This is a genomic window from Pseudomonas sp. zfem001, from assembly GCF_032621725.1.
Taxonomy (GTDB): domain Bacteria; phylum Pseudomonadota; class Gammaproteobacteria; order Pseudomonadales; family Pseudomonadaceae; genus Aquipseudomonas; species Aquipseudomonas sediminis.
The window spans coordinates 687,090-708,881 of record NZ_JAVYJI010000002.1; the positions used below are offsets into that span (position 1 = coordinate 687,090).

General features: G+C 61.3%; 21 protein-coding genes. 4 read left to right on the plus strand and 17 right to left on the minus strand.

Features of this window, described 5'->3' with window-relative positions; translation table 11 throughout:
• Positions 1 to 110: 110 nt before the first annotated feature.
• The 9 genes from sucD to sdhC all read right to left on the minus strand — a co-directional run bounded on the left by sucD (position 111) and on the right by sdhC (position 11,513).
• Positions 111 to 998, minus strand: coding sequence for a succinate--CoA ligase subunit alpha (gene sucD, locus RTH74_RS11125; protein ID WP_059392427.1), 888 nt, complete (start codon positions 996 to 998; stop codon positions 111 to 113).
• A complete protein-coding gene (sucC, locus tag RTH74_RS11130; protein ID WP_037051889.1) occupies positions 998 to 2,164 on the minus strand; it encodes an ADP-forming succinate--CoA ligase subunit beta in 1,167 nt (388 codons plus the stop codon). The genes sucD and sucC overlap by 1 nt, the downstream gene beginning before the upstream one ends.
• Positions 2,165 to 2,403: 239 nt before the next feature.
• Positions 2,404 to 3,840 carry a dihydrolipoyl dehydrogenase gene (lpdA, locus tag RTH74_RS11135; protein ID WP_099524359.1) on the minus strand — a complete coding sequence of 479 codons (1,437 nt, stop codon included), beginning with the start codon at positions 3,838 to 3,840 and terminating at the stop codon, positions 2,404 to 2,406.
• Positions 3,841 to 3,906: 66 nt separating this feature from the next.
• The gene (gene odhB / locus RTH74_RS11140; protein WP_179544785.1) at positions 3,907 to 5,136 is read right to left on the minus strand and encodes a 2-oxoglutarate dehydrogenase complex dihydrolipoyllysine-residue succinyltransferase; all 1,230 of its coding nucleotides are present in this window, start codon (positions 5,134 to 5,136) and stop codon (positions 3,907 to 3,909) included.
• Positions 5,137 to 5,200: 64 nt separating this feature from the next.
• Positions 5,201 to 8,032, minus strand: coding sequence for a 2-oxoglutarate dehydrogenase E1 component (locus RTH74_RS11145; RefSeq protein ID WP_316914677.1), 2,832 nt, complete (start codon positions 8,030 to 8,032; stop codon positions 5,201 to 5,203).
• A 249-nt stretch (positions 8,033 to 8,281) separates the two neighbouring features.
• Entirely contained in the window at positions 8,282 to 8,989 is a 708-nt protein-coding gene (locus RTH74_RS11150; RefSeq protein WP_003459986.1) for a succinate dehydrogenase iron-sulfur subunit, read from the minus strand.
• Between the two features lie 11 nt (positions 8,990 to 9,000).
• Positions 9,001 to 10,773 carry a succinate dehydrogenase flavoprotein subunit gene (gene sdhA / locus RTH74_RS11155; RefSeq protein WP_003459985.1) on the minus strand — a complete coding sequence of 591 codons (1,773 nt, stop codon included), beginning with the start codon at positions 10,771 to 10,773 and terminating at the stop codon, positions 9,001 to 9,003.
• A 3-nt stretch (positions 10,774 to 10,776) separates the two neighbouring features.
• Entirely contained in the window at positions 10,777 to 11,145 is a 369-nt protein-coding gene (sdhD, locus tag RTH74_RS11160) for a succinate dehydrogenase, hydrophobic membrane anchor protein (protein ID WP_316914678.1), read from the minus strand.
• Positions 11,139 to 11,513, minus strand: a complete 375-nt coding sequence (sdhC, locus tag RTH74_RS11165) for a succinate dehydrogenase, cytochrome b556 subunit (protein ID WP_099524365.1) — start codon at positions 11,511 to 11,513, stop codon at positions 11,139 to 11,141. The genes sdhD and sdhC overlap by 7 nt, the downstream gene beginning before the upstream one ends.
• 363 nt (positions 11,514 to 11,876) lie before the next feature.
• Here sdhC and gltA point away from each other — a divergent pair, with 363 nt between their 5' ends.
• Positions 11,877 to 13,160, plus strand: coding sequence for a citrate synthase (gltA, locus tag RTH74_RS11170; protein WP_037000858.1), 1,284 nt, complete (start codon positions 11,877 to 11,879; stop codon positions 13,158 to 13,160).
• Between the two features lie 64 nt (positions 13,161 to 13,224).
• Here gltA and RTH74_RS11175 read toward each other — a convergent pair whose 3' ends face one another.
• The 3 genes from RTH74_RS11175 to RTH74_RS11185 form a co-directional block, all read right to left on the minus strand.
• Positions 13,225 to 13,824: an START domain-containing protein gene (locus RTH74_RS11175; protein ID WP_316914679.1), complete on the minus strand. Its 600-nt coding sequence runs from the start codon at positions 13,822 to 13,824 to the stop codon at positions 13,225 to 13,227.
• Positions 13,825 to 13,889: 65 nt separating this feature from the next.
• Positions 13,890 to 14,141 (minus strand): YkgJ family cysteine cluster protein, encoded by a 252-nt coding sequence (locus tag RTH74_RS11180; protein ID WP_099524370.1) that lies wholly within the window; start codon positions 14,139 to 14,141, stop codon positions 13,890 to 13,892.
• Positions 14,142 to 14,374: 233 nt separating this feature from the next.
• Positions 14,375 to 15,247, minus strand: coding sequence for an NAD(P)-dependent oxidoreductase (locus tag RTH74_RS11185; protein ID WP_316914680.1), 873 nt, complete (start codon positions 15,245 to 15,247; stop codon positions 14,375 to 14,377).
• A gap of 186 nt (positions 15,248 to 15,433) precedes the next feature.
• On the opposite strand from RTH74_RS11185, the gene RTH74_RS11190 reads away from it, so the two are divergent.
• The 3 genes from RTH74_RS11190 to rhtA all read left to right on the plus strand — a co-directional run bounded on the left by RTH74_RS11190 (position 15,434) and on the right by rhtA (position 17,325).
• Positions 15,434 to 15,982, plus strand: coding sequence for an exonuclease domain-containing protein (locus RTH74_RS11190; RefSeq protein WP_316914681.1), 549 nt, complete (start codon positions 15,434 to 15,436; stop codon positions 15,980 to 15,982).
• A 138-nt stretch (positions 15,983 to 16,120) separates the two neighbouring features.
• Positions 16,121 to 16,402: a pyrimidine/purine nucleoside phosphorylase gene (locus RTH74_RS11195; RefSeq protein WP_003459961.1), complete on the plus strand. Its 282-nt coding sequence runs from the start codon at positions 16,121 to 16,123 to the stop codon at positions 16,400 to 16,402.
• A 71-nt stretch (positions 16,403 to 16,473) separates the two neighbouring features.
• Complete coding sequence (gene rhtA / locus RTH74_RS11200) at positions 16,474 to 17,325, plus strand: threonine/homoserine exporter RhtA (protein WP_316914682.1); 852 nt, start codon at positions 16,474 to 16,476, stop codon at positions 17,323 to 17,325.
• Here the strand turns inward: rhtA and RTH74_RS11205 are convergent.
• Genes RTH74_RS11205 through RTH74_RS11225 form a run of 5 tightly spaced genes read right to left on the minus strand, consistent with a single transcriptional unit; the run spans position 17,322 to position 21,634 of the window.
• The gene (locus tag RTH74_RS11205; RefSeq protein ID WP_296236034.1) at positions 17,322 to 19,079 is read right to left on the minus strand and encodes an ABC transporter transmembrane domain-containing protein; all 1,758 of its coding nucleotides are present in this window, start codon (positions 19,077 to 19,079) and stop codon (positions 17,322 to 17,324) included. The genes rhtA and RTH74_RS11205 overlap by 4 nt on opposite strands.
• 8 nt (positions 19,080 to 19,087) lie before the next feature.
• Positions 19,088 to 19,495 carry a DoxX-like family protein gene (locus RTH74_RS11210; RefSeq protein ID WP_316914683.1) on the minus strand — a complete coding sequence of 136 codons (408 nt, stop codon included), beginning with the start codon at positions 19,493 to 19,495 and terminating at the stop codon, positions 19,088 to 19,090.
• The gene (locus tag RTH74_RS11215) at positions 19,488 to 19,922 is read right to left on the minus strand and encodes a thiol-disulfide oxidoreductase DCC family protein (RefSeq protein ID WP_316914684.1); all 435 of its coding nucleotides are present in this window, start codon (positions 19,920 to 19,922) and stop codon (positions 19,488 to 19,490) included. Before RTH74_RS11215 ends, RTH74_RS11210 begins: the two co-directional genes overlap by 8 nt.
• The gene (locus RTH74_RS11220; protein WP_316914685.1) at positions 19,919 to 20,509 is read right to left on the minus strand and encodes a DUF1287 domain-containing protein; all 591 of its coding nucleotides are present in this window, start codon (positions 20,507 to 20,509) and stop codon (positions 19,919 to 19,921) included. Before RTH74_RS11220 ends, RTH74_RS11215 begins: the two co-directional genes overlap by 4 nt.
• A 9-nt stretch (positions 20,510 to 20,518) precedes the next feature.
• Entirely contained in the window at positions 20,519 to 21,634 is a 1,116-nt protein-coding gene (locus RTH74_RS11225; RefSeq protein WP_316914686.1) for an ATP-NAD kinase family protein, read from the minus strand.
• Positions 21,635 to 21,792: the final 158 nt, after the last annotated feature.

A 21,792-nucleotide genomic window follows, 5' to 3' on the forward strand; every position in this document is an offset into this window, starting at 1 on the left:
TCTCCACCCCTCTTGTGGGATAGGACGCCAGGTGATGTGTATCGGCAAATACAGCTCAAAAACAGAAAAGGCCACCCGAAGGTGGCCTTTTGCATGCAGTCAGCGAAGGCTTAGGCCTTCTTGACTTCCCAACCGGTCAGCTCGGCCAGGGCCTTGCCGATGTCAGCCAGGGAACGCACGGTTTTCACACCAGCGTCCTGCAGTGCAGCGAATTTCTCGTCTGCAGTGCCCTTGCCGCCGGAGATGATGGCGCCAGCGTGGCCCATGCGCTTGCCGGGAGGAGCGGTCACACCAGCGATGTAGGAAACTACAGGCTTGGTGACGTTGGCCTTGATGTAGGCAGCCGCTTCTTCTTCAGCCGAACCGCCGATCTCACCGATCATGACGATCGCTTCGGTCTTCGGGTCTTCCTGGAACAGCTTCAGGATGTCGATGAAGTTGGAGCCCGGGATGGGGTCACCGCCGATGCCCACGCAGGTGGACTGGCCGAAACCGGCGTCGGTGGTCTGCTTAACGGCCTCATAGGTCAGGGTGCCCGAGCGGGACACAATGCCGACTTTGCCTGGCAGGTGGATGTGACCCGGCATGATACCGATCTTGCACTCGCCGGGAGTGATCACGCCCGGGCAGTTCGGGCCGATCAGGGTAATGCCCAGTTCGTCGCAGATGACTTTGGCATCCAGCATGTCCAGGGTAGGAATGCCTTCGGTGATGCAGACGATCAGCTTGATGCCGCCGAATGCAGCTTCCAGGATCGAGTCTTTGCAGAACGGAGCCGGAACGTAGATGACCGAAGCGTCAGCGCCAGTGGCTTCAACGGCTTCTTTCACGGTGTTGAACACCGGCAGGCCCAGGTGAGTGGTGCCGCCCTTGCCCGGAGTCACGCCGCCAACCATCTTGGTGCCGTAGGCGATGGCTTGTTCGGAGTGGAAAGTACCCTGCGAGCCGGTGAAGCCCTGGCAGATGACTTTGGTGTCTTTATTGATCAGGACGCTCATTACTTGCCCTCCGCAGCTTTGACGACTTGCTGAGCAGCGTCGGTCAGGCTGGTTGCCGCGATGATGTTCAGGCCGCTTTCAGCCAGGACCTTGGCGCCCAGCTCAGCGTTGTTACCTTCCAGGCGGACGACCACCGGGATTTTCACGCCGACTTCTTTCACTGCGCCGATGATGCCTTCGGCAATCATGTCGCAACGAACGATGCCGCCGAAAATGTTCACCAGAACGGCAGCGACGTTGCTGTCGGACAGGATGATCTTGAAGGCTTCGGTCACGCGCTCTTTGGTCGCGCCGCCACCTACGTCGAGGAAGTTGGCTGGCTTGCCGCCGTGCAGGTTGACGATGTCCATGGTACCCATGGCCAGACCGGCACCGTTGACCATGCAGCCGATGTTGCCTTCCAGGGCCACGTAGTTCAGCTCGAAGCTGGCAGCGTGGGCTTCACGAGGATCGTCTTGCGACGGGTCGTGGAAGGTCTTCAGCTTCGGCTGACGGTACATGGCGTTAGCGTCGATGTTGATCTTCGCATCCAGGCAGTGCAGGTCGCCGTCGGCCTTGATGACCAGCGGGTTGACTTCCAGCAGAGCCAGATCGTGATCTTTGAACAGTTTGGCCAGACCTACGAAGATCTTGGCGAACTGAGCGACTTGCTTGCCTTCCAGGCCCAGCTGGAAAGCCAGCTCGCGACCCTGGTACGGCTGAGCACCGACCAGCGGATCAACGGTGGCCTTGAGGATCTTCTCAGGGGTTTCGTGGGCCACTTTCTCGATGTCCACGCCACCTTCGGTGGAAGCCATGAACACGATGCGACGGCTGGAGCGGTCCACTACAGCGCCCAGGTACAGTTCCTTGGCGATGTCGGTGCAGGATTCGACCAGGATTTTGCTGACCGGCTGACCGTTGGCGTCAGTCTGGTAGGTCACCAGACGCTTGCCCAGCCAGTTGGCGGCGAAAGCCTTGGCGTCTTCTTTGCTCTTGACCAGCTTTACGCCACCGGCTTTACCGCGGCCACCAGCGTGGACCTGAGCTTTGACGACCCACTCGCTGCCGCCGATTTTTTCGCAGGCTTCTGCGGCTTCTTCCGGGGTGTCTACCGCGAAACCCTTGGATACGGGCAGGCCGTATTCAGCGAACAGCTGCTTACCCTGATACTCGTGAAGATTCATGCTTGTCTACCGTCTTCGTTTAGGTATTGCGCATTCGGCGCTGTACTTGTGATACCGCGCCACCTGTGACTGCCGAAGCAGTCCGTCGGGGGCTTGCGCTGCGAGTTGGACTCGACGCGGGCCACCCGACGTGGTTCTGCTTGCAAACACCACCGTAGCGATGAGGCGATTACACGACGCCCCGCCTACCACGGCGGCTTACAACAACTTGAGTGGCCGAACGAGTCGGCCACTAACGCTTAGCGTTTCTTGCGATTGGCGATGTGAATCGCGCCGCCGTTCACTGCCAGGGCCGCTTCGTGCAGCGCCTCGGACAGGGTCGGGTGGGAGAAGACCATCATGCCCAGGTCTTCGGCGCTGGTGCCGAATTCCATGCCGATTGCGCCTTGCTGTACCAGCTCGGCAGCGCTTGGGCCGATCACGTGAACACCCAGCACGCGGTCGGTGTTGGCGTCAGCAATGACCTTGACGAAACCGCCAGTGTCGTTGGCCGCCATGGCGCGACCGCTGGCAGCGAACGGGAAGGTACCGACGTTGACTGCAACGCCTTCAGCCTTCAGTTGCTGCTCGGTCTTGCCGACCCATGCGATTTCCGGATGGGTGTAGATCACGGACGGGATCAGGTCATAGTTCATCTGCGCCTTGTGGCCAGCGATGCGCTCAGCAACCATCACGCCCTCTTCCGAGGCTTTGTGCGCGAGCATCGCGCCACGGACCACGTCACCGATGGCGTAGACGCCCGGAACGCTGGTTTCGCACTGGTCGTTGACGAAGATGAAGCCGCGCTCGTCCAGGTCAACGCCGCTGTCAGCAGCCAGCAGATCGGTGGTCACCGGACGACGGCCTACGGCCACGATCAGCTTGTCGAAAGTCATTTTCTGCTCGCCATTGGCGTCAGTGAAACTGACCACAACCTGCTTCTTCTTGACCTCCGAACCGGTCACGCGAGCACCCAGGCGGATGTCCAGGCCCTGCTTGGTCAGGGTCTTCTGGGCCTCCTTGGCGATCTGCTCGTCGGCAGCTGCGAGGAACTTGTCCATGGCTTCCAGAACGGTGACTTCAGCACCCAGGCGAGCCCATACCGAGCCCAGCTCCAGACCGATCACGCCAGCGCCGATGACGCCCAGCTTCTTCGGTACGCTCTGGAATTCCAGGGCACCAGTGGAGTCGACGATCACGTCTTGATCGACCGGAGCGGGCGGGATCTCGACCGGCTTGGAGCCGGAGGCGATGATCACGTGAGCAGCTTCAACCACCTGGCTTTTGCCGTCGGTGCCGGTGACTTCGACCTGTTTGCCAGCCAGCAGCTTGCCGTGACCTTCGAGCAGGGTCACGCCGTTGGCCTTGAACAGACCGGCAACACCGCCGGTGAGGTTCTTGATGATGGTGTTCTTGCGCGCCACCATGGCCGGGACGTCGATGGTCACGCCCTTGGCTTCGATACCATGCACGGCGAAGCCGTCTTTCGCTTCGTGGTACTTCCAGGAGCTGTCCAGCAGCGCCTTGGACGGAATGCAACCGACGTTCAGGCAAGTGCCGCCGAGAGCGACCTTGCCGTCGCTGCCCTGGTACTTCTCGATGCAGGCAGTCTTCAGGCCGAGTTGCGCTGCTTTGATGGCGGCTACATAGCCACCAGGGCCGGCACCGATGACTACCACGTCGAATTTCTGGGTCATAACGTATTCCTTCTCGAATAAACCGGACGGCCCTGAGAACAGGGCCGCCGTGGAGGAGACTGGCTTTTAGATTTCCAGCAGCAGGCGAGCCGGGTCTTCAAGCAAGTTCTTGATGGTCACCAGGAAGGTCACGGCTTCCTTACCATCGATCAGGCGGTGGTCGTAAGACAGCGCCAGATACATCATCGGACGGATCACCACCTGGCCGTTGATCGCCATCGGGCGCTGAACGATGTTGTGCATACCCAGGATCGCAGCCTGCGGCGGGTTGACGATCGGGGTCGACATCATCGAACCGAAGGTACCACCGTTGGTGATGGTGAAGGTGCCGCCAGTCATTTCTTCGATCGACAGCTTGCCGTCTTTGGCTTTCTTGCCGAAGGTGGCGATGCCGCTCTCGATTTCAGCCAGGCTCATTTGCTCGGCGTTACGCAATACCGGCACCACCAGGCCACGGTCGCTGGACACGGCAACACCGATGTCGGCGTAGCCGTGATAAACGATGTCGTTGCCGTCGATCGAGGCGTTGACTGCCGGGAAACGCTTCAGCGCTTCGGTAGCTGCCTTGACGAAGAACGACATGAAGCCCAGACGCACGCCGTTGTGGGATTTCTCGAACAGGTCCTTGTACTTCGAACGCAGGGCCATGACTTCGGTCATGTCTACTTCGTTGAAGGTGGTCAGCATGGCCATGGTGGACTGGGCTTCGACCAGACGCTCGGCGATCTTGGCGCGCAGACGGGTCATCGGCACACGCTTCTCGGTGCGATCACCAGTAGCGACGACAGCAGCGGCAGCGGCCGGAGCAGCAGCCGGCTTGGCAGCAGCGGCCGGGGCGTTCTTCTTGGCTTCGACGGCAGCGACCACGTCTTCCTTGGTCACACGGCCACCTTTACCGGTGCCGGCAATGCTGTTCGGGTCGATACCGTTCTCTTCGGCCAGCTTGCGTGCAGCCGGCGAGAGGATGGCGTCGTCACCAGCAGCGGCAGCCGGAGCAGCAGCCTGGGCCGGAGCAGCGGCAGCGGCCGGTGCGGCAGCCGGAGCGGCGGCGGCAGCGCCACCTTCGGTCAGCTTGCCCAGCAGCTCGTTGGAGAGAACGGTGTCGCCTTCGTTCTTGATGATTTCAGCCAGGACACCATCGGCCTCGGCCAGTACTTCGATCACGACCTTATCGGTTTCGATGTCGACGATCAGCTCATCGCGCTTGACCGCTTCGCCCGGCTTCTTGTGCCAGGTGGCCACGGTGCCGTCGGCAACCGATTCCGGGAAGGTTGGGGCTTTGATCTCGATAGCCATTGTATGCGTTTCCTTAAATTCGGTTTACCGGCAGGTGGCACTCGCCACCTGCCGGATGAAGGCGTTAAACAGTAAAGGCGTCCTGCAGCAGTTTTTCCTGCTGCTCGGCGTGCATCGACGCATAACCACAAGCTGGCGCAGCCGAGGCATCACGACCGGCGTACTCCAGGAGCAGCGACTTCTTGTGTGCAGTAGCGACGCGACGCATGTGGTGCTGGCTGCAGTACCAAGCGCCCTGGTTCATCGGCTCTTCCTGACACCAGACGATGTGCTTGAGGTTCTTGTACGGCGCCAGTGCTTCGGCGAGATCGTCTTCCGGGAACGGATAGAGCTGCTCGATACGGACGATAGCGATGTCTTCGCGGCCCTCGGCACGACGCTTCTCCAGCAGGTCGAAGTAGACCTTGCCGCTACACAGGACCAGACGCTCGACCTTTTTCGGGTCCAGCGAATCGATCTCGCCGATCACGGTCTGGAACGAGCCTTCGGCCAGATCTTCCAGAGTCGAGATGGCCAGCTTGTGGCGCAGCAGCGACTTCGGCGTCAGCACCACCAACGGCTTGCGCAGCGGACGGATCACCTGGCGACGCAGCATGTGGTAGACCTGCGCTGGGGTGGTCGGTACGCAGACCTGCATGTTGTGCTCGGCGCACAGTTGCAGGTAACGCTCCAGACGCGCCGAGCTGTGCTCAGGCCCCTGCCCTTCATAACCGTGCGGCAGCAGAACGGTCAGACCGCACAGACGGCCCCACTTGGTCTCGCCACTGGAAATGAACTGGTCGAATACCACCTGGGCACCGTTGGCGAAGTCGCCGAACTGGGCTTCCCAGATCACCAGCGCACTCGGCGTGGTGGTGGCATAGCCGTATTCGAAAGCCAGCACCGCTTCCTCGGAGAGGTAGGAGTCGTACAGTTCGAACTTCGGCTGGCCGTCGTACAGGTTCTTCAGCGGAACGTAGGTCGCCGCATCCTTCTGGTTGTGCAGCACCGCGTGACGGTGCGAGAAGGTACCGCGGCCGATGTCCTGACCGGTCATGCGGATCGGGTGACCTTCAACCAGCAGCGTGGCGTAGGCCATGGTTTCGGCGAAGCCCCAGTTGATCGGCAAGCCGCCCGCCCCCATCTTCTGACGGTCTTCGAGGATCTTCGCCACCTGACGCTGAACCAGGAAACCTTCCGGGATTTCCAGCAGCTTGGCAGACAAGTCCTGCAGGGTCTTCAGATCGAAACGGGTGTCATGACGCGCGGTCCAGGCATGGCCCAGGTAAGGACGCCAGTCGACGAACAGCTCCTTGTTCGGCTCCTTGACCAGGCTCTTGACCACGTGCTGGCCGTTGTCCAGTGCCGTACGGTACTCGTCGATCTTGGCCTGCACGTCGTCGCTGGTCTGTGCGCCGGCCGCAATCAGGGCATCAGCGTACAGTTCACGGGTGGTGCGCTGCTTGGCGATCTGCTGGTACATCAGCGGCTGGGTGCCATTCGGCTCGTCGGCCTCGTTGTGGCCGCGGCGACGGTAGCAGACCAGGTCGATGACCACGTCACGCTTGTACTGCATGCGGTAGTCGACAGCCAACTGGGTCACGAACAGCACAGCTTCCGGATCATCACCATTCACATGGAAGATCGGCGCCTGGATCATCTTGGCCACGTCGGTCGCGTACTCGGTGGAGCGTGCGTCCAACGGGTTGCTGATGGTGAAGCCGACCTGGTTGTTGATCACGATGTGGATGGTGCCGCCAGTCTTGTAGCCGCGGGTCTGCGACATCTGGAAGGTTTCCATGACCACACCCTGACCGGCGAAAGCCGCGTCACCGTGGATGGAGATCGGCAGTACCTTGTCGCCAGTGGCGTCACTGCGACGATCCTGACGAGCACGCACCGAACCCTCGACCACCGGAGAGACGATCTCCAGGTGCGAAGGGTTGAACGCCAGCGCCAGGTGCACTTCGCCACCAGCGGTCATGACGTTGGAGGAAAAGCCCTGGTGGTACTTCACGTCACCGGACGACAGACCTTCGGTCTTCTTGCCTTCGAACTCGTCGAACAGGTCGCGCGGGTTCTTGCCGAAGGTGTTGACCAGGACGTTCAGACGGCCGCGGTGGGCCATACCGATGACCACTTCCTTGGTGCCGTAGGAGCCGGAACGCTGGATGATTTCGTCCAGCAGCGGGATCAGGCTTTCGCCACCCTCCAGACCGAAACGCTTGGTGCCCGGGTACTTGGTGCCCAGGTACTTTTCCAGACCTTCGGCAGCGGTGACGCGCTCGAGCACATGCGCCTGCACTTCGGCGGAAAACTGCGGACGACCGCGCACGCTTTCCAGGCGCTGGGCGAACCAGTTGCGCTGACCGGAGTCGACGATGTGGGTGAACTCGGCACCGATGGTGCGACAATATGTCTGCTGCAGCGCATCGCGAATTTCGCGTAGCGTTGCCTCTTCCTTGCCGATGTACAGCTCGCCAGTGCGGAATGTGGTGTCCAGATCCGCGTCGGTCAGGCCGTAGTGATTGATCGACAGGTCAGACGGCGCAGTGCGCACCCACAGACCCAGAGGGTCAAGCTGGGCGGCCTGATGGCCACGCATGCGGTAGGCCTGGATCAAGCGCAGCACTTCCACCTGCTTCTTTTCGTGCTCGCTGCTGACGGCCCCGGCGGAAACCGGCTGGGCACGACGCGAATTCTTGGCGAGCAGGACGAAATGATCGCGAATGGTCGAATGCGATACGTCCGTTGCAGCGCTGCCGTCGGTCGGCAACTTCTGGAAGTAAGTGCGCCACTCTTCTGGCACAGCGTTGGGATCGTGCAGGTAGAGCTCGTAGAGCTCTTCCACGTAGGCAGCGTTGCCACCGGATAGGTGGGCACTGTCCCACATGCGCTGCATCACGCTTTCTTGCATGCTTGGTCACCCTCGGTAAGGGGACACCACCGGCGTGAATACCGCATAGCCTTAATCAAAGTCATGATGCTGCGACTCGGATGAAGCCACTTGGGTTCCCGCAGATAGTCCGGGTACCAGCCCGGATGCCCCTGCTGGTCGTCATATTTTTCGAGTATGAGCCGCGGCTTTGTGGGCTGCGGCTCTGGCTTTACTGCGAGGCCGACCTAAGCCGGACTCGCAGGCGTTACAGGTATAGCAACTTGCGAATCAGGTACCGCTCTGCAGCAGCATGTTACGCACGTGACCGATCGCCTTGGTCGGGTTCAGACCCTTGGGGCAAACGTTCACGCAGTTCATGATGCCGCGGCAGCGGAACACACTGAACGGATCGTCCAGCGAGGCCAGACGCTCGGCGGTCTTGGTGTCACGGCTGTCGGCCAGGAAACGATAGGCCTGCAGCAGTGCAGCGGGACCGAGGAACTTGTCCGGGTTCCACCAGAACGACGGGCAGCTGGTCGAGCAGCATGCGCACAGAATGCACTCGTACAGACCGTCGAGCTTCTCGCGCTCTTCCGGAGTCTGCAGGCGCTCGATGGCCGGAGCCGGCGTATCGTTCTGCAGGAACGGCTGCACCTTCTCGTACTGCTTGTAGAAGATGCTCATATCGACGACCAGGTCACGAATGACCGGCAGGCCCGGCAACGGACGAATCACCAGCTTGCCGCCCTTGAGGCCGGCAGCGGAGATCGGCGTAATGCACGCGAGGCCATTTTTGCCGTTGATGTTCATGCCGTCGGAGCCACATACGCCTTCACGGCAGGAACGACGGTAGGAGAAGCCCTCGTCCTGTTCCTTGATCAGCGCCAGCACGTCGAGGACCATGATGTCCTTGCCGCCGGTGTCGACCTGGAAGTCCTGCATGAACGGAGCAGCGTCCTTCTCCGGGTTGTAGCGATAAACACTGACTTGCAACATATCAGTCACCCTTAATAAGTCCGAACCTTGGGTTCAAATGCCGGAACGGTCTTCGGCGCGAAGTTCACGTCACGCTTAGCTACGCGCTTCTCGCCCGGGAAGTAGAGCGAATGGCACAGCCAGTTCTGATCATCGCGCTCCTCGAAGTCTTCACGAGCGTGGGCGCCACGGGACTCTTTACGAGCCTCGGCCGCGACCGCGGTCGCTTCAGCAACTTCGAGCAGGTTTTGCAGTTCCAGCGCTTCGATACGCGCAGTGTTGAACGCCTGGCTCTTGTCCGCGATTTTGACTTTCGCGATGCGCTCACGCAGGTCGGCCAGTTGTTGGATGCCCTTCTGCATGTATTCGCCAGTACGGAATACACCGAAGTAGTTTTGCATGCACTGTTGCAGCTCTTTACGCAGCGGGGCGACGTCTTCGCCAGTGCTGCGCTCGTTGACGCCAGCCAGACGCGACAGCGACTGTTCGATGTCGGTTTCGCTGGCACCACGGACTTCCACGCCTTCTTTCAGCGCTTTTTCCAGGTGCAGGCCAGCGGCGCGGCCGAATACCACCAGGTCGAGCAACGAGTTGCCGCCCAGACGGTTGGCACCGTGCACCGACACGCACGCCACTTCACCTACAGCGAACAGACCTTCGATGATCTTGTCGTTGCCGTTGGCGTCCTGAGTGATTGCCTGACCATGAATGTTGGTCGGCACGCCGCCCATCATGTAGTGGCAGGTCGGGATAACCGGTACCGGAGCGACGACTGGGTCGACGTGGGCGAAGGTCTTGGATAGTTCGCAGATACCCGGCAGGCGGCTGTGCAGCACTTCCTCGCCCAGGTGATCGAGCTTCAACAGTACGTGGTCCTTGTCCGGGCCACAGCCGTTGCCGGCGATGACTTCCTTGACCATGGAGCGAGCAACCACGTCGCGACCAGCCAGGTCTTTGGCGTTCGGCGCATAACGCTCCATGAAACGCTCGCCATGGGCGTTGATCAGGTAACCACCCTCACCACGGCAGCCTTCGGTAACCAGTACACCAGCGCCGGCGATACCGGTCGGGTGGAACTGCCACATTTCGATGTCCTGCACCGGCACGCCGGCACGCAGGGCCATGCCCACGCCGTCACCGGTGTTGATCAGGGCGTTGGTGGTGGAAGCGTAGATACGGCCAGCACCGCCAGTGGCCAGAACCACGGCCTTGGAGCGAATGTAGACGGTTTCGCCAGTTTCGATGCAGATGGCGATGACGCCGACGATGGCGCCGTCCTGGTTCTTCACCAGATCGACTGCGTACCACTCGTTGAGGAACGAGGTGCCGGCTTTCAGGTTGGCCTGGTACAGGGTGTGCAGCAGGGCGTGACCGGTACGGTCAGCAGCGGCACAGGTACGGGCAGCCTGAGTCGGGTTATCCGGACCCTTGGACTGACCACCGAACGGACGCTGATAGATGCGGCCCTGCTCGGTACGGGAGAACGGCAGCCCCATGTGCTCGAGCTCGAACACCGCTTCCGGGCCGACGGAGCACATGTATTCGATAGCGTCCTGGTCACCGATGTAGTCGGAACCCTTGACGGTATCGTACATGTGCCAGCGCCAATCATCGTTCGGGTCGGCCGAAGCGATGGCGCAGGTGATGCCACCCTGAGCGGAAACGGTGTGCGAACGAGTCGGGAACACCTTGGTGACCACGGCAGTCTTGTGACCGCCCTGAGCCAGTTGCAGCGCGGCACGCATGCCAGCGCCACCGCCACCGACGATGATGGCGTCATAGGAAAGAGTACGGATGCTAGCCATGAATCAGAAACCCCACAGAATCTGCACGCCCCAGACGAACATCGTGAACATGGCGATGCCACACACGGCCTGGAACAGGAAACGCACACCAGTCGCCCACTTGCCCAGCGCCATCGGCGTCAGGTAGTCGGTGGAAATGGTCCACATGCCAACCCAGGCGTGCACGCTCAGTGCAACGAGGGCCAGCAGGCTGAAGATGCGCATTACGGTATGCGAGAACAGGCCATGCCATTCGGCGTAGCCCATACCTGGATTACAGATCACATAGCCCAGCAGAAACAGCGTGTAAGCCGCGAGAACGACCGCAGAAACGCGCTGAGCCATCCAGTCATAGAGGCCCGAACGCGAGAAATTCGTGACATTAGTTACCATATCCACACCCCCAGCAGCACGATCACTACCGCCGCCACTACGACGACGATTTTCGAGCCCAGCTTGCCGCCTTCCAGCGTCTCACCGATGCCCATGTCCATGATCAAGTGGCGCACACCGGCCACCAGGTGGTACAGCAGAGCGGACAACAGACCCCAGATCACGAACTTGGCCAGCGGGCTGGTCAGGCATTCTTTCACCTGGGCGAAGCCCTCTTCGGAGGTCAGCGACTTGTCGAGGCCAAACAGCAGAATGGCGATACCGACAAAGAGGATGACACCGGAGATACGGTGAAGAATGGACGTGTAAGCGGTGATCGGAAGCTTGATAGTCCGAAGGTCTAGGTTTACAGGTCGTTGGCTATTCACGGCTTTTTTATCACACTGAGAGCCCCTAACGATCAGGGCAAAGTTGTTGGGAAGTGCACTGGCAAGGTACCCATCACCCAATGAGTGACAACCGCCATGACACGGCCCTAAAGCCTGTGGCGGTCGGCCGCAGAGTATAGACAGTTAGCAGACTAATGACAATGCAATGCCCTACCCCAAAAAGCGCATTGCAGCCTTTAAACAAATGGCGTAAATAGCGGCCTTTTTTCGCTGAAAATACCGTTCAAACCCTTCTACTGCCTGGGTTCTCGCAAATTGACTTTCGGATTTATCCCACTATAGTGGTGCGGGCCCTGCGTGGGGGGCTGTCTGATGATTTCAAGCATAACTAGGAGGCCACATATGGCTGACAAAAAAGCGCAGTTGATCATCGAGGGCAATGCCCCCGTCGAACTGCCCGTTCTGACCGGCACTGTTGGTCCCGATGTAATCGATGTGCGGAGCCTGACCGCCACGGGTCGGTTCACATTTGATCCTGGTTTCATGTCGACCGCCTCTTGCGAGTCGAAGATCACCTATATCGACGGCGACCAAGGGATCCTGCTGCACCGCGGCTACCCCATCGAGCAGCTCGCCGAGCAATCCGACTACCTGGAGACCTGCTACCTGCTGCTCAATGGCGAACTGCCGAGCAAGGAAGAAAAGGCCCAGTTCGTCAGCACCATCAAGAACCACACCATGGTTCATGAGCAACTGAAGACCTTCTTCAACGGCTTCCGCCGCGATGCCCACCCGATGGCCATCATGTGCGGCGTAGTTGGCGCCCTGTCCGCGTTCTATCACGACTCGCTGGACATCAATAACCCGCAGCACCGCGAAGTGTCGGCCATGCGCCTGGTGGCCAAGATGCCGACCATTGCCGCCATGACCTACAAGTACTCCATGGGCCAACCCATGATGTACCCGCGCAATGACCTGAATTACGCGGAAAACTTCCTGCACATGATGTTCAACACCCCGTGCGAGATCAAACCGATCAGCCCGGTGTTGGCCAAGGCGATGGACAAGATCTTCATCCTCCACGCTGACCATGAGCAGAACGCCTCCACCTCCACCGTACGTCTGGCTGGCTCCTCGGGTGCCAACCCGTTCGCCTGCATCGCAGCCGGTATCGCTGCGCTGTGGGGCCCGGCACACGGCGGCGCCAACGAAGCCGTACTGGCCATGCTCGACGAGATTGGTGACGTTTCCAACATCGACAAGTTCATCGCCAAGGCCAAGGACAAGAACGACCCGTTCAAGCTGATGGGCTTCGGTCATCGCGTTTACAAGAACCGCGACCCGCGCGCCACCGTGATGAAGCAGACCTGCGACGAAGTACTCGGCGAACTGGGCATCACCAATGACCCGCAGCTGGAACTGGCCATGCGCCTGGAAGAGATCGCTCTGACCGATCCGTACTTCAAAGAGCGCAACCTGTACCCGAACGTGGACTTCTACTCGGGTATCATCCTCAAGGCCATCGGCATTCCGACCTCGATGTTCACCGTTATCTTCGCCCTGGCACGTACCGTGGGCTGGATCTCGCACTGGAAGGAAATGCTTTCGGGTCCGTACAAGATCGGCCGTCCGCGCCAGCTGTACACCGGTTACGAGCAGCGTGATCTGCCGGCTAACCGCGACTGATAGCGCCGCGAAACGAAAAAGGCTGCCAATGGCAGCCTTTTTTATTGCCCGGAGCGAGCCTGGCTCAGCGCCCTTCCACCTTCGCCCGCAAGCCCTGCAGCGTTTGCAGCGGCGCATCGACGACGAAACTGTTGGCCAGCCAGGAGGGCACGCTGCCGCCCGGTTCGGTATGTACCTCGTAGGTCACTTCCACCTCGCCCTGATCAAGCGGCTTGAGATGCCACTCGCCATCGACACGCTGCACCCGCACGAAGTCCTTTTCCTCCGGCAAGCGCTCCGGCACCGCCTTGAGCAGACGCGTGACGCCGCCATCTGCATCGGTGCGTGTAATCACCTGGATCACCGAATCACGCGCCTTCACCGGCCAGGGCATTTCGAAACGGGTGTACAGCTCGCTCACGTCGCCCTTGCTCTCGAGCAGTCGCTGCTGCTGGCAACTGAAGATCCAGGAGCAGGAGCCGGCGACATCCTCCTGCGCCGCTTGTACGGCAGCCAGGTCGCCCTTGATCGTCACCACGCCACGATAGGCCTTGTACTTCGACCCAGGCACATCAGCCAGATAAACGCTGACACCGTCTTCCTCGCGCTCCAACTGCCACTGCCTTTCGGCAGCTTGGGCAGCGGTCGCGCACAACAGCATGGCCAGAACGGAAAAACGCATCATTTCGAGCAACTCCCGGGAGGACTGTTTGCGTTTCGACCCGCACGGGCCGTAAGCGGTTCAAATCGTCAGGCCGTCGCCTGCTCCAGCCAGCCCAGCATCCGAATGGCACTCTCGCGGTCATCCGCACACAACTGTTCTTCTGCCTTGAAACCTCCGCACACAGCAGGTCTCTCCGGGCGACCGAAGATGGCGCAGAGAAACTCGGCATCAAGATGAATACAGCGCACGCCGGCCGGCTTGCCATCGGGCATGCCCGGAATCGGAGAACTGATGGAAGGCGCGATGCAGCAGGCACCGCAACCAGCACGACACTCCATGAAACGACCTCGACTACAAACGAACGGCGGCGATCCTAACAGGCCGCTGAAAAACTACCTACGTTGCCATTGCTGCGTTAAAAACAGGCTCGTGCGCGAGTCCGATCAAAATGCTCATTTACAACTCGTAAACTGCGCTTTTTCGCCTGTTTTTGCCTTGTACTGGCTGCCTCGCCTACGTTTTTCAACGGCCTGCTAATGAGGCACGCACTTGCCGTCGAGGCCTTTCACGATCAGCGGTTACGCTGCAGGCGGGCCAGCAGGCTGGAGGTATCCCAGCGGCCACCACCCATGGATTGAACATCGGCATAGAACTGATCGACCAGCGCCGTCACCGGCAGCTGTGCACCGTTGCGACGCGACTCTTCGAGCACAATCGACAGGTCCTTGCGCATCCAGTCGACCGCGAAGCCGAAGTCGAACTCGCCCGCCAGCATGGTCTTGTAGCGGTTTTCCATCTGCCAGGACTGCGCCGCGCCCTTGCTGATCACATCAACCACCGCATGACCATCCAGCCCTGCGCGCTGAGCGAAGTTCAGCGCTTCTGCCAACCCCTGAACCAGACCAGCGATGCAGATCTGATTGACCATCTTGCTCAACTGGCCGCTACCGGCCGGCCCCATCAGGCGCATCATTCGCGCGTAGCTCTGGATGACCGGCTCGGCCACGGCATAGGTTTCGGCCTCACCACCGACCATTACGGTCAGCACGCCATTGACCGCTCCCGCCTGACCGCCAGACACCGGCGCATCGAGAAAACCGAGGCCACGCTCGACTGCGATGGCTGCCAACTCACGCGCGACATCGGCCGAAGCCGTGGTGTGGTCGACCAGAATGGCGCTCGGCGCCATGCCAGCGAATGCGCCCTGCTCGCCGAGCACCACGCTGCGCAGGTCGTCATCGTTGCCGACACAACACATCACCAGTTCGGCGCCCGCCACCGCCTCACGCGGGGTCGGCGCACTGCTGCCGGCATACTCGCCCATCCACTGCTCGGCCTTGCCCGGCGAACGGTTGTAGACAGTCACCTGATGACCGTTGCGGGCCAGATGCCCGGCCATCGGATAGCCCATGACGCCCAAACCGAGAAACGCGACCTTTGCCATAGCGACCTCCTGTAGATATAGGCGCCAGAGCCTAACACGACGTTTGCCCTGGCCGAAAAGGCCTTCCATACTGCCTGCGGTACCGCTCAGCACAGGGGCTTGAACTTGGTCCTGATACCAGGAACCTTTTCCATGCAGTGAGGCCGAAGCGCAACAGATCGCAGACAGGTTCTAATAGGAGCGCCCATGGGGCATTGGCTAGTCATCGACCTGGAGGCCACCACCGACGAAGGCGGCTGGGCGATGGAAGAAATGGAAATCATCGAAATCGGAGCCAGCCTGGTCGGAGCAGACGGTCATGAGCGCGATCACTTTCAACGCTTCATCAGGCCACAGCGCCGCCCCTGCCTGACCGACTTCTGCCGCGAACTCACCCATATCACCCAGGCCGAGATCGACAGCGCCGCTACCCTGCCCCAGGTCTGGGCTCAGTTCGAGCGCTGGCTGACGCAACATTCACCGCGCCTGGTCGGCTGGAGCAGCTGGGGTGATTACGACCGCCGCCAGCTGGAGCAGGAATGGCGTCAACATCAGGTGCACAGCCTGCTGACCGAGGTGCCGCACCTCAACCTCAAACAGGCTTTCGCCAAGGCGCGCCAATTGCAGCGCCCGGTTGGTCTGCACAGTGCACTGCAACTGGCTGGCATGCAGTTTCAAGGGCAACAGCACCGCGCCCTCGAAGATGCGCGTAACACCGCCCGCCTGCTGCCACTGGTATTGCCCCTCAAAGACTGATGACGAAGAAAAGGCGCTTGGGCATACTGGCGACCCTTTTATGGCCTGCCATGCATGGCGGTCACCCTTCGGGCCGTCGTCACACGACGTTAAACATGGCTCCCAGCAACTTTTTCAACCCCTTCCGAGGAATCGCAGATGTTCAAGGTCAACGAATACTTCGACGGCACCGTCAAATCCATCGGTTTCACCATGGCTGAAGGCCCTGCCACCATCGGCGTAATGGCCCCGGGCGAATACGAATTCGGCACCAGCCAGCTGGAAGTCATGCACGTGGTTGCCGGCGCTCTGACCGTCAAGCTGCCAGGCAGCGACAGCTGGAACACCTTCGAAGCCGGCAGCAAGTTCACCGTCGAGGCCAACAGCAAGTTCCAGCTCAAGGTAGCCGTAGACACCGCCTACCTCTGCGAATACCGCTAAGCCACAGGCCTCATGAAAAACCGGCCCTCGCGGCCGGTTTTTTCTTTCATGCTCACCAGCAGGACATACCCATGCCACGCAGCGCACTTTTCGTCCCCATTGCCTTGCTCGTGGTGGCCATGGTCTCGATCCAGAGCGGCGCCTCGCTGGCCAAGAACCTGTTCCCGCTGGTCGGCGCCGAAGGCACCACGGCGCTGCGCCTGGTGCTCGGCGCGATCATCCTGTCGCTGGTGATGCAACCGTGGCGTGCACGTCTGGACCTGCGCAAGTGCCACGCCCTGCTGGCTTACGGCCTGGCGCTGGGCGGCATGAACCTGATGTTCTACATGTCGCTACAGAGCATTCCGCTGGGCATCGCCGTGGCCCTGGAGTTCACCGGGCCGCTGGCCCTGGCGTTGTTTTCCTCGCGCCGCCTGCTGGATTTCGTCTGGGTGATCCTGGCCGTCGCCGGGCTGTGGATGCTGCTGCCTACCGGCGCCACGCAACACGCCATCGATCCGCTCGGCGCAGCCATGGCACTTGGCGCGGGTGTTTGCTGGTCGCTGTACATCATCTTCGGACAGAAAGCCGGCGCCCAGCATGGTCGCCACACCGTTGCCCTGGGCACCTGGGTCGCCGCCCTCCTGGTACTGCCCATCGGAGTCTGGCATGCCGGCAGTGACCTGCTGAGCCTTGACCTGCTGCCCATCGCCCTGGGTGTCGCGGTGCTGTCCTCGGCCCTGCCCTACAGCCTGGAGATGGTCGCCCTTACACGCCTACCAGCGCGCACCTTCAGCGTACTGATGAGCCTCGAGCCGGCAGTCGCGGCAATGTGCGGCCTGGCCTTTCTCGGCGAGAAGCTGCTATGGGGCCAGTGGCTGGCCGTCGGCGCGATCATCGTCGCCTCGGCCGGGGCGGCCGCCACTATCAAGCCAAAAAGTTAAGTACCGAACTGCAACTCGGCCAGCCGCGCATAGAGCGGGCTGCTTTCGATCAACTCGGCATGGCTGCCGATGGCAGCCAAACGGCCCTGTTCAATCACTGCAATGCGATCCGCTTGCTTTACCGTGGCCAGACGGTGAGCAATCACCAGCGTAGTACGCCCGGCCATCAGCGATGGTAGCGCCTGCTGAATCAGGTGTTCACTCTCGGCATCCAGCGCACTGGTGGCCTCGTCGAGCAGCAGGATCGGCGCATCGGCAAGCAAGGCGCGGGCAATGGCCAGACGCTGACGCTGGCCACCGGAAAGTCCGAGCCCGGCCTCACCGAGATGGGTCTGGTAGCCCTGCGGCAAACGCTGGATGAACTCATGGGCATGTGCTGCTCGCGCGGCCGCCTCCACTTCGGCCTGACTGGCATCCAGGCGGCCGTAGCGAATGTTGTCTTCGACGGAGCCGAAGAACAGCGCAGGATTCTGTGACACCAGAGCGAAACAGGCGCGCAGCTCGCGCGGCTCGAGCTGATCGATCGGCACACCGTCGATGAGGATGCGCCCGCCCTGCGGGTCGAAGAAACGCAGCAGCAGATCGAACAGCGTCGACTTGCCAGCACCGGACGGCCCCACCAGCGCCAGGGTTTCACCTGCCGCCACCTGTAAATCGATGCCATCGACGGCATAGCTGTCCGAGCGCGACGGATAGGCGAAACGCACGCCCTGCAACTCGATACGTCCCTGCACCGGCTGCGGCAGATGCTGCGGCTGTTCTGGCGCCACGATGGCGTTACTGGCGCGCAATAGCTCGCCGATACGCTCGGCGGCGCCAGCCGCACGCTGCAACTCACCGATCACCTCACTCAGCGTGCCGAACGACGAGCCGACGATCAGGCTGTAGAACACGAAGGCTGCCAGCTCACCGCCAGAGATACGCCCGGCGATCACATCCATACCGCCGACCCAGAGCATCACCCCCACCGCACCGAGTACCAGCACGATGACCACGGTGATCAGCCACGAACGCTGGGCGATGCGCTTACGCGCCACATCGAAAGCGGCCTCGGCCGACTCACCGAAGCGTCGTTTGTCCTCGTTCTGATGGTTGTAGGCCTGCACCGTCTTGATCTGCCCCAGCGTCTCGCCGACGTAGCTGCCGACATCCGCCACGCGGTCCTGGCTCTGCCGCGACAGCGCACGCACACGACGGCCGAACAGCAGGATCGGCGCCACCACCAGCGGCAGGGCCAGCAGGACGATGCCGCTGAGTTTGGGATTGGTCACGACCAGCAGCACGCTGCCGCCGATCAGCATGATCAGGTTGCGCAGCGCCATCGACAGCGACGAGCCAATCACCGATTGCAGTAGCGTGGTATCGGCGGTCAGCCGCGACTGGATCTCCGAGCTGCGATTGCTCTCGTAGAAGCCTGGATGCAACTCGATCAGGTGATCGAACACCCGCCGGCGGATGTCCGCGACCACCCGCTCGCCGATCCACGAAACCAGATAGAAACGCGTGTAGGTACCGAAGGCCAACGCCAGTACCAGCACGAAAAACAGCAGCAGGGACTGCCGCAGCGCTGCCGGCGATTGCGTGGCCAGGCCCTGATCCACCAGCAGCTTGATGCCCTGGCCCATTGACAGGGTGATAGCCGCCGTGAACATCAGCGCCAGCAGCGCGCCCACCACTCGGCCGCGATAAGGCGCGATGAAGCGCCAGGCCAGACGCATGGCGCCACGCTGGCGAGAAGAAAGCATCGAGGTCATGACAGGTCTCAGGAGTCAGCAGCCGAGGGCGCTTCAGCCAGCCAGGCCACTGCACACAAGGCCAGCGCAGCCAGATTGGTCGAAAGCGGATTGAACGCCTGAATCAGCAGATGGGGGCTCAGCATCGCAACATCAAGCAGCAACATCAGCAATATCGCGCCCGCGACCAACAAGGGCCAACGATGGCGACGCACCGTAAGCAGCAGGATACCCAGGAGAATCTCGGCCACGCCGCCAATGATCGCGATCACTTGTGGCGCGAACAACGGATGGTCTGGCAAGTGATGGGTGCCGATCATCGCCACCTCATCAGGGCTGAGCCAGAGAATCTTCGGTGCCAGCCCATGCCAGATGAACACCAACGCCAAGGCCAGCCGAGCGAGCCAGGCAACCTGCGCCAGACGCGCCTCAGTCATGCAGGAAGCGCTCGGCATGGTCGGCGCTGGGCAACAGGCAGACCTCATGCCGACCGAACAGACGGTAGCGATTCAGCGCGATGCGGTCATAACACCAATCGCGCAGCGGGCGCGGAATCAGGCGCAGCCAGGCGAGCGCACGCCAGGGCTGGGGCAGGCGCGCAAGGATGCGCAGCAGCGCGTTCGAGCGTACGTGCAACCCTGCCTCATCGATCAGCGCCATGGTGTCGAAGTGGTCCGTCGGCAGCCCATACCAGCTCAACAATGCCTGGCCTTGTGCCGACTGCACCGAAGCCAGACGAAACTGGCGCTGGCGGTCATGCCGAATGAGGAATTTCGCCCAGCCATTGCAGAGCTTGCAGACCCCGTCGAACAGGACCACGCGCTCGCCTGCAGCAAAACCGGGCGGTAACGATTGCCTGGTCATTGCACAACGCTCGCCTGCTGCGCCAGCGGGCGGTAATGGCCGGTGATGCGGTAGGCGAACAGGATGTCCTCCTCCTGCGTGCCCCGGCCGATGTTGTGCAGCACTAGCGGTGTGCCTGTTGCAGCCTGACGGTCGCTGACGATGCCGATATGGGTAAGGCCACGCCCCAGATCCCAGGTGACGATATCGCCGGCACGGTACGCCGAAGCATCCTGCTTGACCGCAAGCGCCCAGCCCTGACGCTTGAACCAGGTCATCAGGTTGGGCACGCGGCGGTGATCGATGTTGCTGTCCGGGCGACTCAGCCCCCAGTTCTTCGGATAGACGGCGAAGTTGCCGCGCATGTCGCGATGCACCGCCTCCTGGAGATCCAGCCCCTGCTGACGCAGCGCGCGGATCACCACGTCAGTGCAGACGCCGGTGGCCATCGGTACGTCGCCGCCCGGATAGCTCAACGTGCGGTAGGCCGAGTCATAACCCAAGGTCACGCCGACCTGCTTACGTGCATCGAGCACCAGCTTGTCAGCCTCTATAGCTTGCGCGGCAAGTGCCAGCGACCAAGCCAGCAGTAGAACCAGCATGCGCATTTCGATCTCCTATCGACTCAGCGGGTATAGCAACTCTTCCTTGTACCCCGCCCACACCCGCACGGCATCGGGGAAGGCATCATCCAGCGCCACGTCACCACTGTCGACCAGCAGCGGCCGGCCCTCCAGCGTCGCCAGCTTGCGCTTGGTGGCTACCACACGCAGGCGCTCCAAGCCGATGGCGCGCAGCACACGCGGGCTGATCTGCTGATTGCCACGGCCGACAATATGGCCCTGACCGCCGATTGCAGTCACCAGCAGGTAAGTCTGGTGCCCGTCGACCAGATCGAATAACTCGGTTTCGTTGACGTCGCGGGCGATGACCTGGCCGGCTTCAATCACATCGACGCCCAGCAGCGTGGTTTCCAGCCCCAGATTCTGCGCCAGGCCGTGCAGGGTCGAGCCTGGGCCGAACACGTAGCGCGCGTCTGGCTCCCACTCCGCCTCCAGCCAGGCGGCGAGATCGGCCAGCACCAACTCTTCGGACTCCACGCCACCCTGCTTGACTGCCTGCACGTAACCGCCCTCCTGCGGCACGCACAGCTCGCCATACCAGCGTGCGGTGACACGCCCTTCACGCAGGGCGCTCTCATCGATATCACGCACTTCGCCGCTGGCCAATCGCACCAGGCCGCCGTCTACCAGGCGCGCCGTCAGTTCGCCCGCGGCTCGCGGGCTGATGGCATAGACGCCGGACTGGATCTTCACTCCAGCAGGAATGCCCAACACCGGCTGCCCGTCCCTGACAGCGGCGCAAACATCGCGCGCGGTACCGTCGCCACCGGCGAAGAGAATCAACGCCACACCGGCGTCCTGCAGTTGCCGCACCGCACGCTGGGTATCTTCGGCGGTGGTCGCACCTTCGCTCAACTCACCCAGCAAACGATGTTCGAAGCCCATCTGCGCCAAAAGATCGCCACCCATGGCGCCGGGGTAGCTGACGAACTCAATGCGCTCTTGCAGGGTCAACAACTGCTCAAGCGCGGTGCGCGTACGTTGTGCAGCTTTTGGCTCGACACCCAGAGCCAGCGCCTGCTCGGCCATGCCGTCGCTGCCCTTGAACGCTGCCGGGCCACCTAGGCCGGCCAGCGGATTGATGATCAGACCAATATGAAAACGCGACATGAGTTCCTCGTTCCACACAGGCTGGCACGCAGCCTGCAATACGATTTTTGCACTGTGTTTTGTGACGGAGTTCCGCCATCTTGGAATCTGTTTAAAGTATTGCGAGCTAGAGCCAGGCAAGGCGAAATCGGGCGAACAAGCGAGTTTACGAGTAGTAA

Coding starts and splice junctions, on each gene's coding strand:
- rhtA (WP_316914682.1), top strand. CDS start 16,474: ATGCCACGCAGCGCACTTTTCGTCCCCATTGCCTTGCTCGTGGTGGCC.
- RTH74_RS11190 (WP_316914681.1), top strand. CDS start 15,434: ATGGGGCATTGGCTAGTCATCGACCTGGAGGCCACCACCGACGAAGGC.
- gltA (WP_037000858.1), top strand. CDS start 11,877: ATGGCTGACAAAAAAGCGCAGTTGATCATCGAGGGCAATGCCCCCGTC.
- sdhD (WP_316914678.1), bottom strand. CDS start 11,145: ATGGTAACTAATGTCACGAATTTCTCGCGTTCGGGCCTCTATGACTGG.
- RTH74_RS11225 (WP_316914686.1), bottom strand. CDS start 21,634: ATGTCGCGTTTTCATATTGGTCTGATCATCAATCCGCTGGCCGGCCTA.
- RTH74_RS11180 (WP_099524370.1), bottom strand. CDS start 14,141: ATGGAGTGTCGTGCTGGTTGCGGTGCCTGCTGCATCGCGCCTTCCATC.
- RTH74_RS11145 (WP_316914677.1), bottom strand. CDS start 8,032: ATGCAAGAAAGCGTGATGCAGCGCATGTGGGACAGTGCCCACCTATCC.
- sdhA (WP_003459985.1), bottom strand. CDS start 10,773: ATGGCTAGCATCCGTACTCTTTCCTATGACGCCATCATCGTCGGTGGC.
- RTH74_RS11205 (WP_296236034.1), bottom strand. CDS start 19,079: ATGACCTCGATGCTTTCTTCTCGCCAGCGTGGCGCCATGCGTCTGGCC.
- RTH74_RS11220 (WP_316914685.1), bottom strand. CDS start 20,509: ATGCGCATGCTGGTTCTACTGCTGGCTTGGTCGCTGGCACTTGCCGCG.
- RTH74_RS11195 (WP_003459961.1), top strand. CDS start 16,121: ATGTTCAAGGTCAACGAATACTTCGACGGCACCGTCAAATCCATCGGT.
- RTH74_RS11150 (WP_003459986.1), bottom strand. CDS start 8,989: ATGTTGCAAGTCAGTGTTTATCGCTACAACCCGGAGAAGGACGCTGCT.
- RTH74_RS11210 (WP_316914683.1), bottom strand. CDS start 19,495: ATGACTGAGGCGCGTCTGGCGCAGGTTGCCTGGCTCGCTCGGCTGGCC.
- sucD (WP_059392427.1), bottom strand. CDS start 998: ATGAGCGTCCTGATCAATAAAGACACCAAAGTCATCTGCCAGGGCTTC.
- sucC (WP_037051889.1), bottom strand. CDS start 2,164: ATGAATCTTCACGAGTATCAGGGTAAGCAGCTGTTCGCTGAATACGGC.
- lpdA (WP_099524359.1), bottom strand. CDS start 3,840: ATGACCCAGAAATTCGACGTGGTAGTCATCGGTGCCGGCCCTGGTGGC.
- RTH74_RS11175 (WP_316914679.1), bottom strand. CDS start 13,824: ATGATGCGTTTTTCCGTTCTGGCCATGCTGTTGTGCGCGACCGCTGCC.
- RTH74_RS11215 (WP_316914684.1), bottom strand. CDS start 19,922: ATGACCAGGCAATCGTTACCGCCCGGTTTTGCTGCAGGCGAGCGCGTG.
- RTH74_RS11185 (WP_316914680.1), bottom strand. CDS start 15,247: ATGGCAAAGGTCGCGTTTCTCGGTTTGGGCGTCATGGGCTATCCGATG.
- odhB (WP_179544785.1), bottom strand. CDS start 5,136: ATGGCTATCGAGATCAAAGCCCCAACCTTCCCGGAATCGGTTGCCGAC.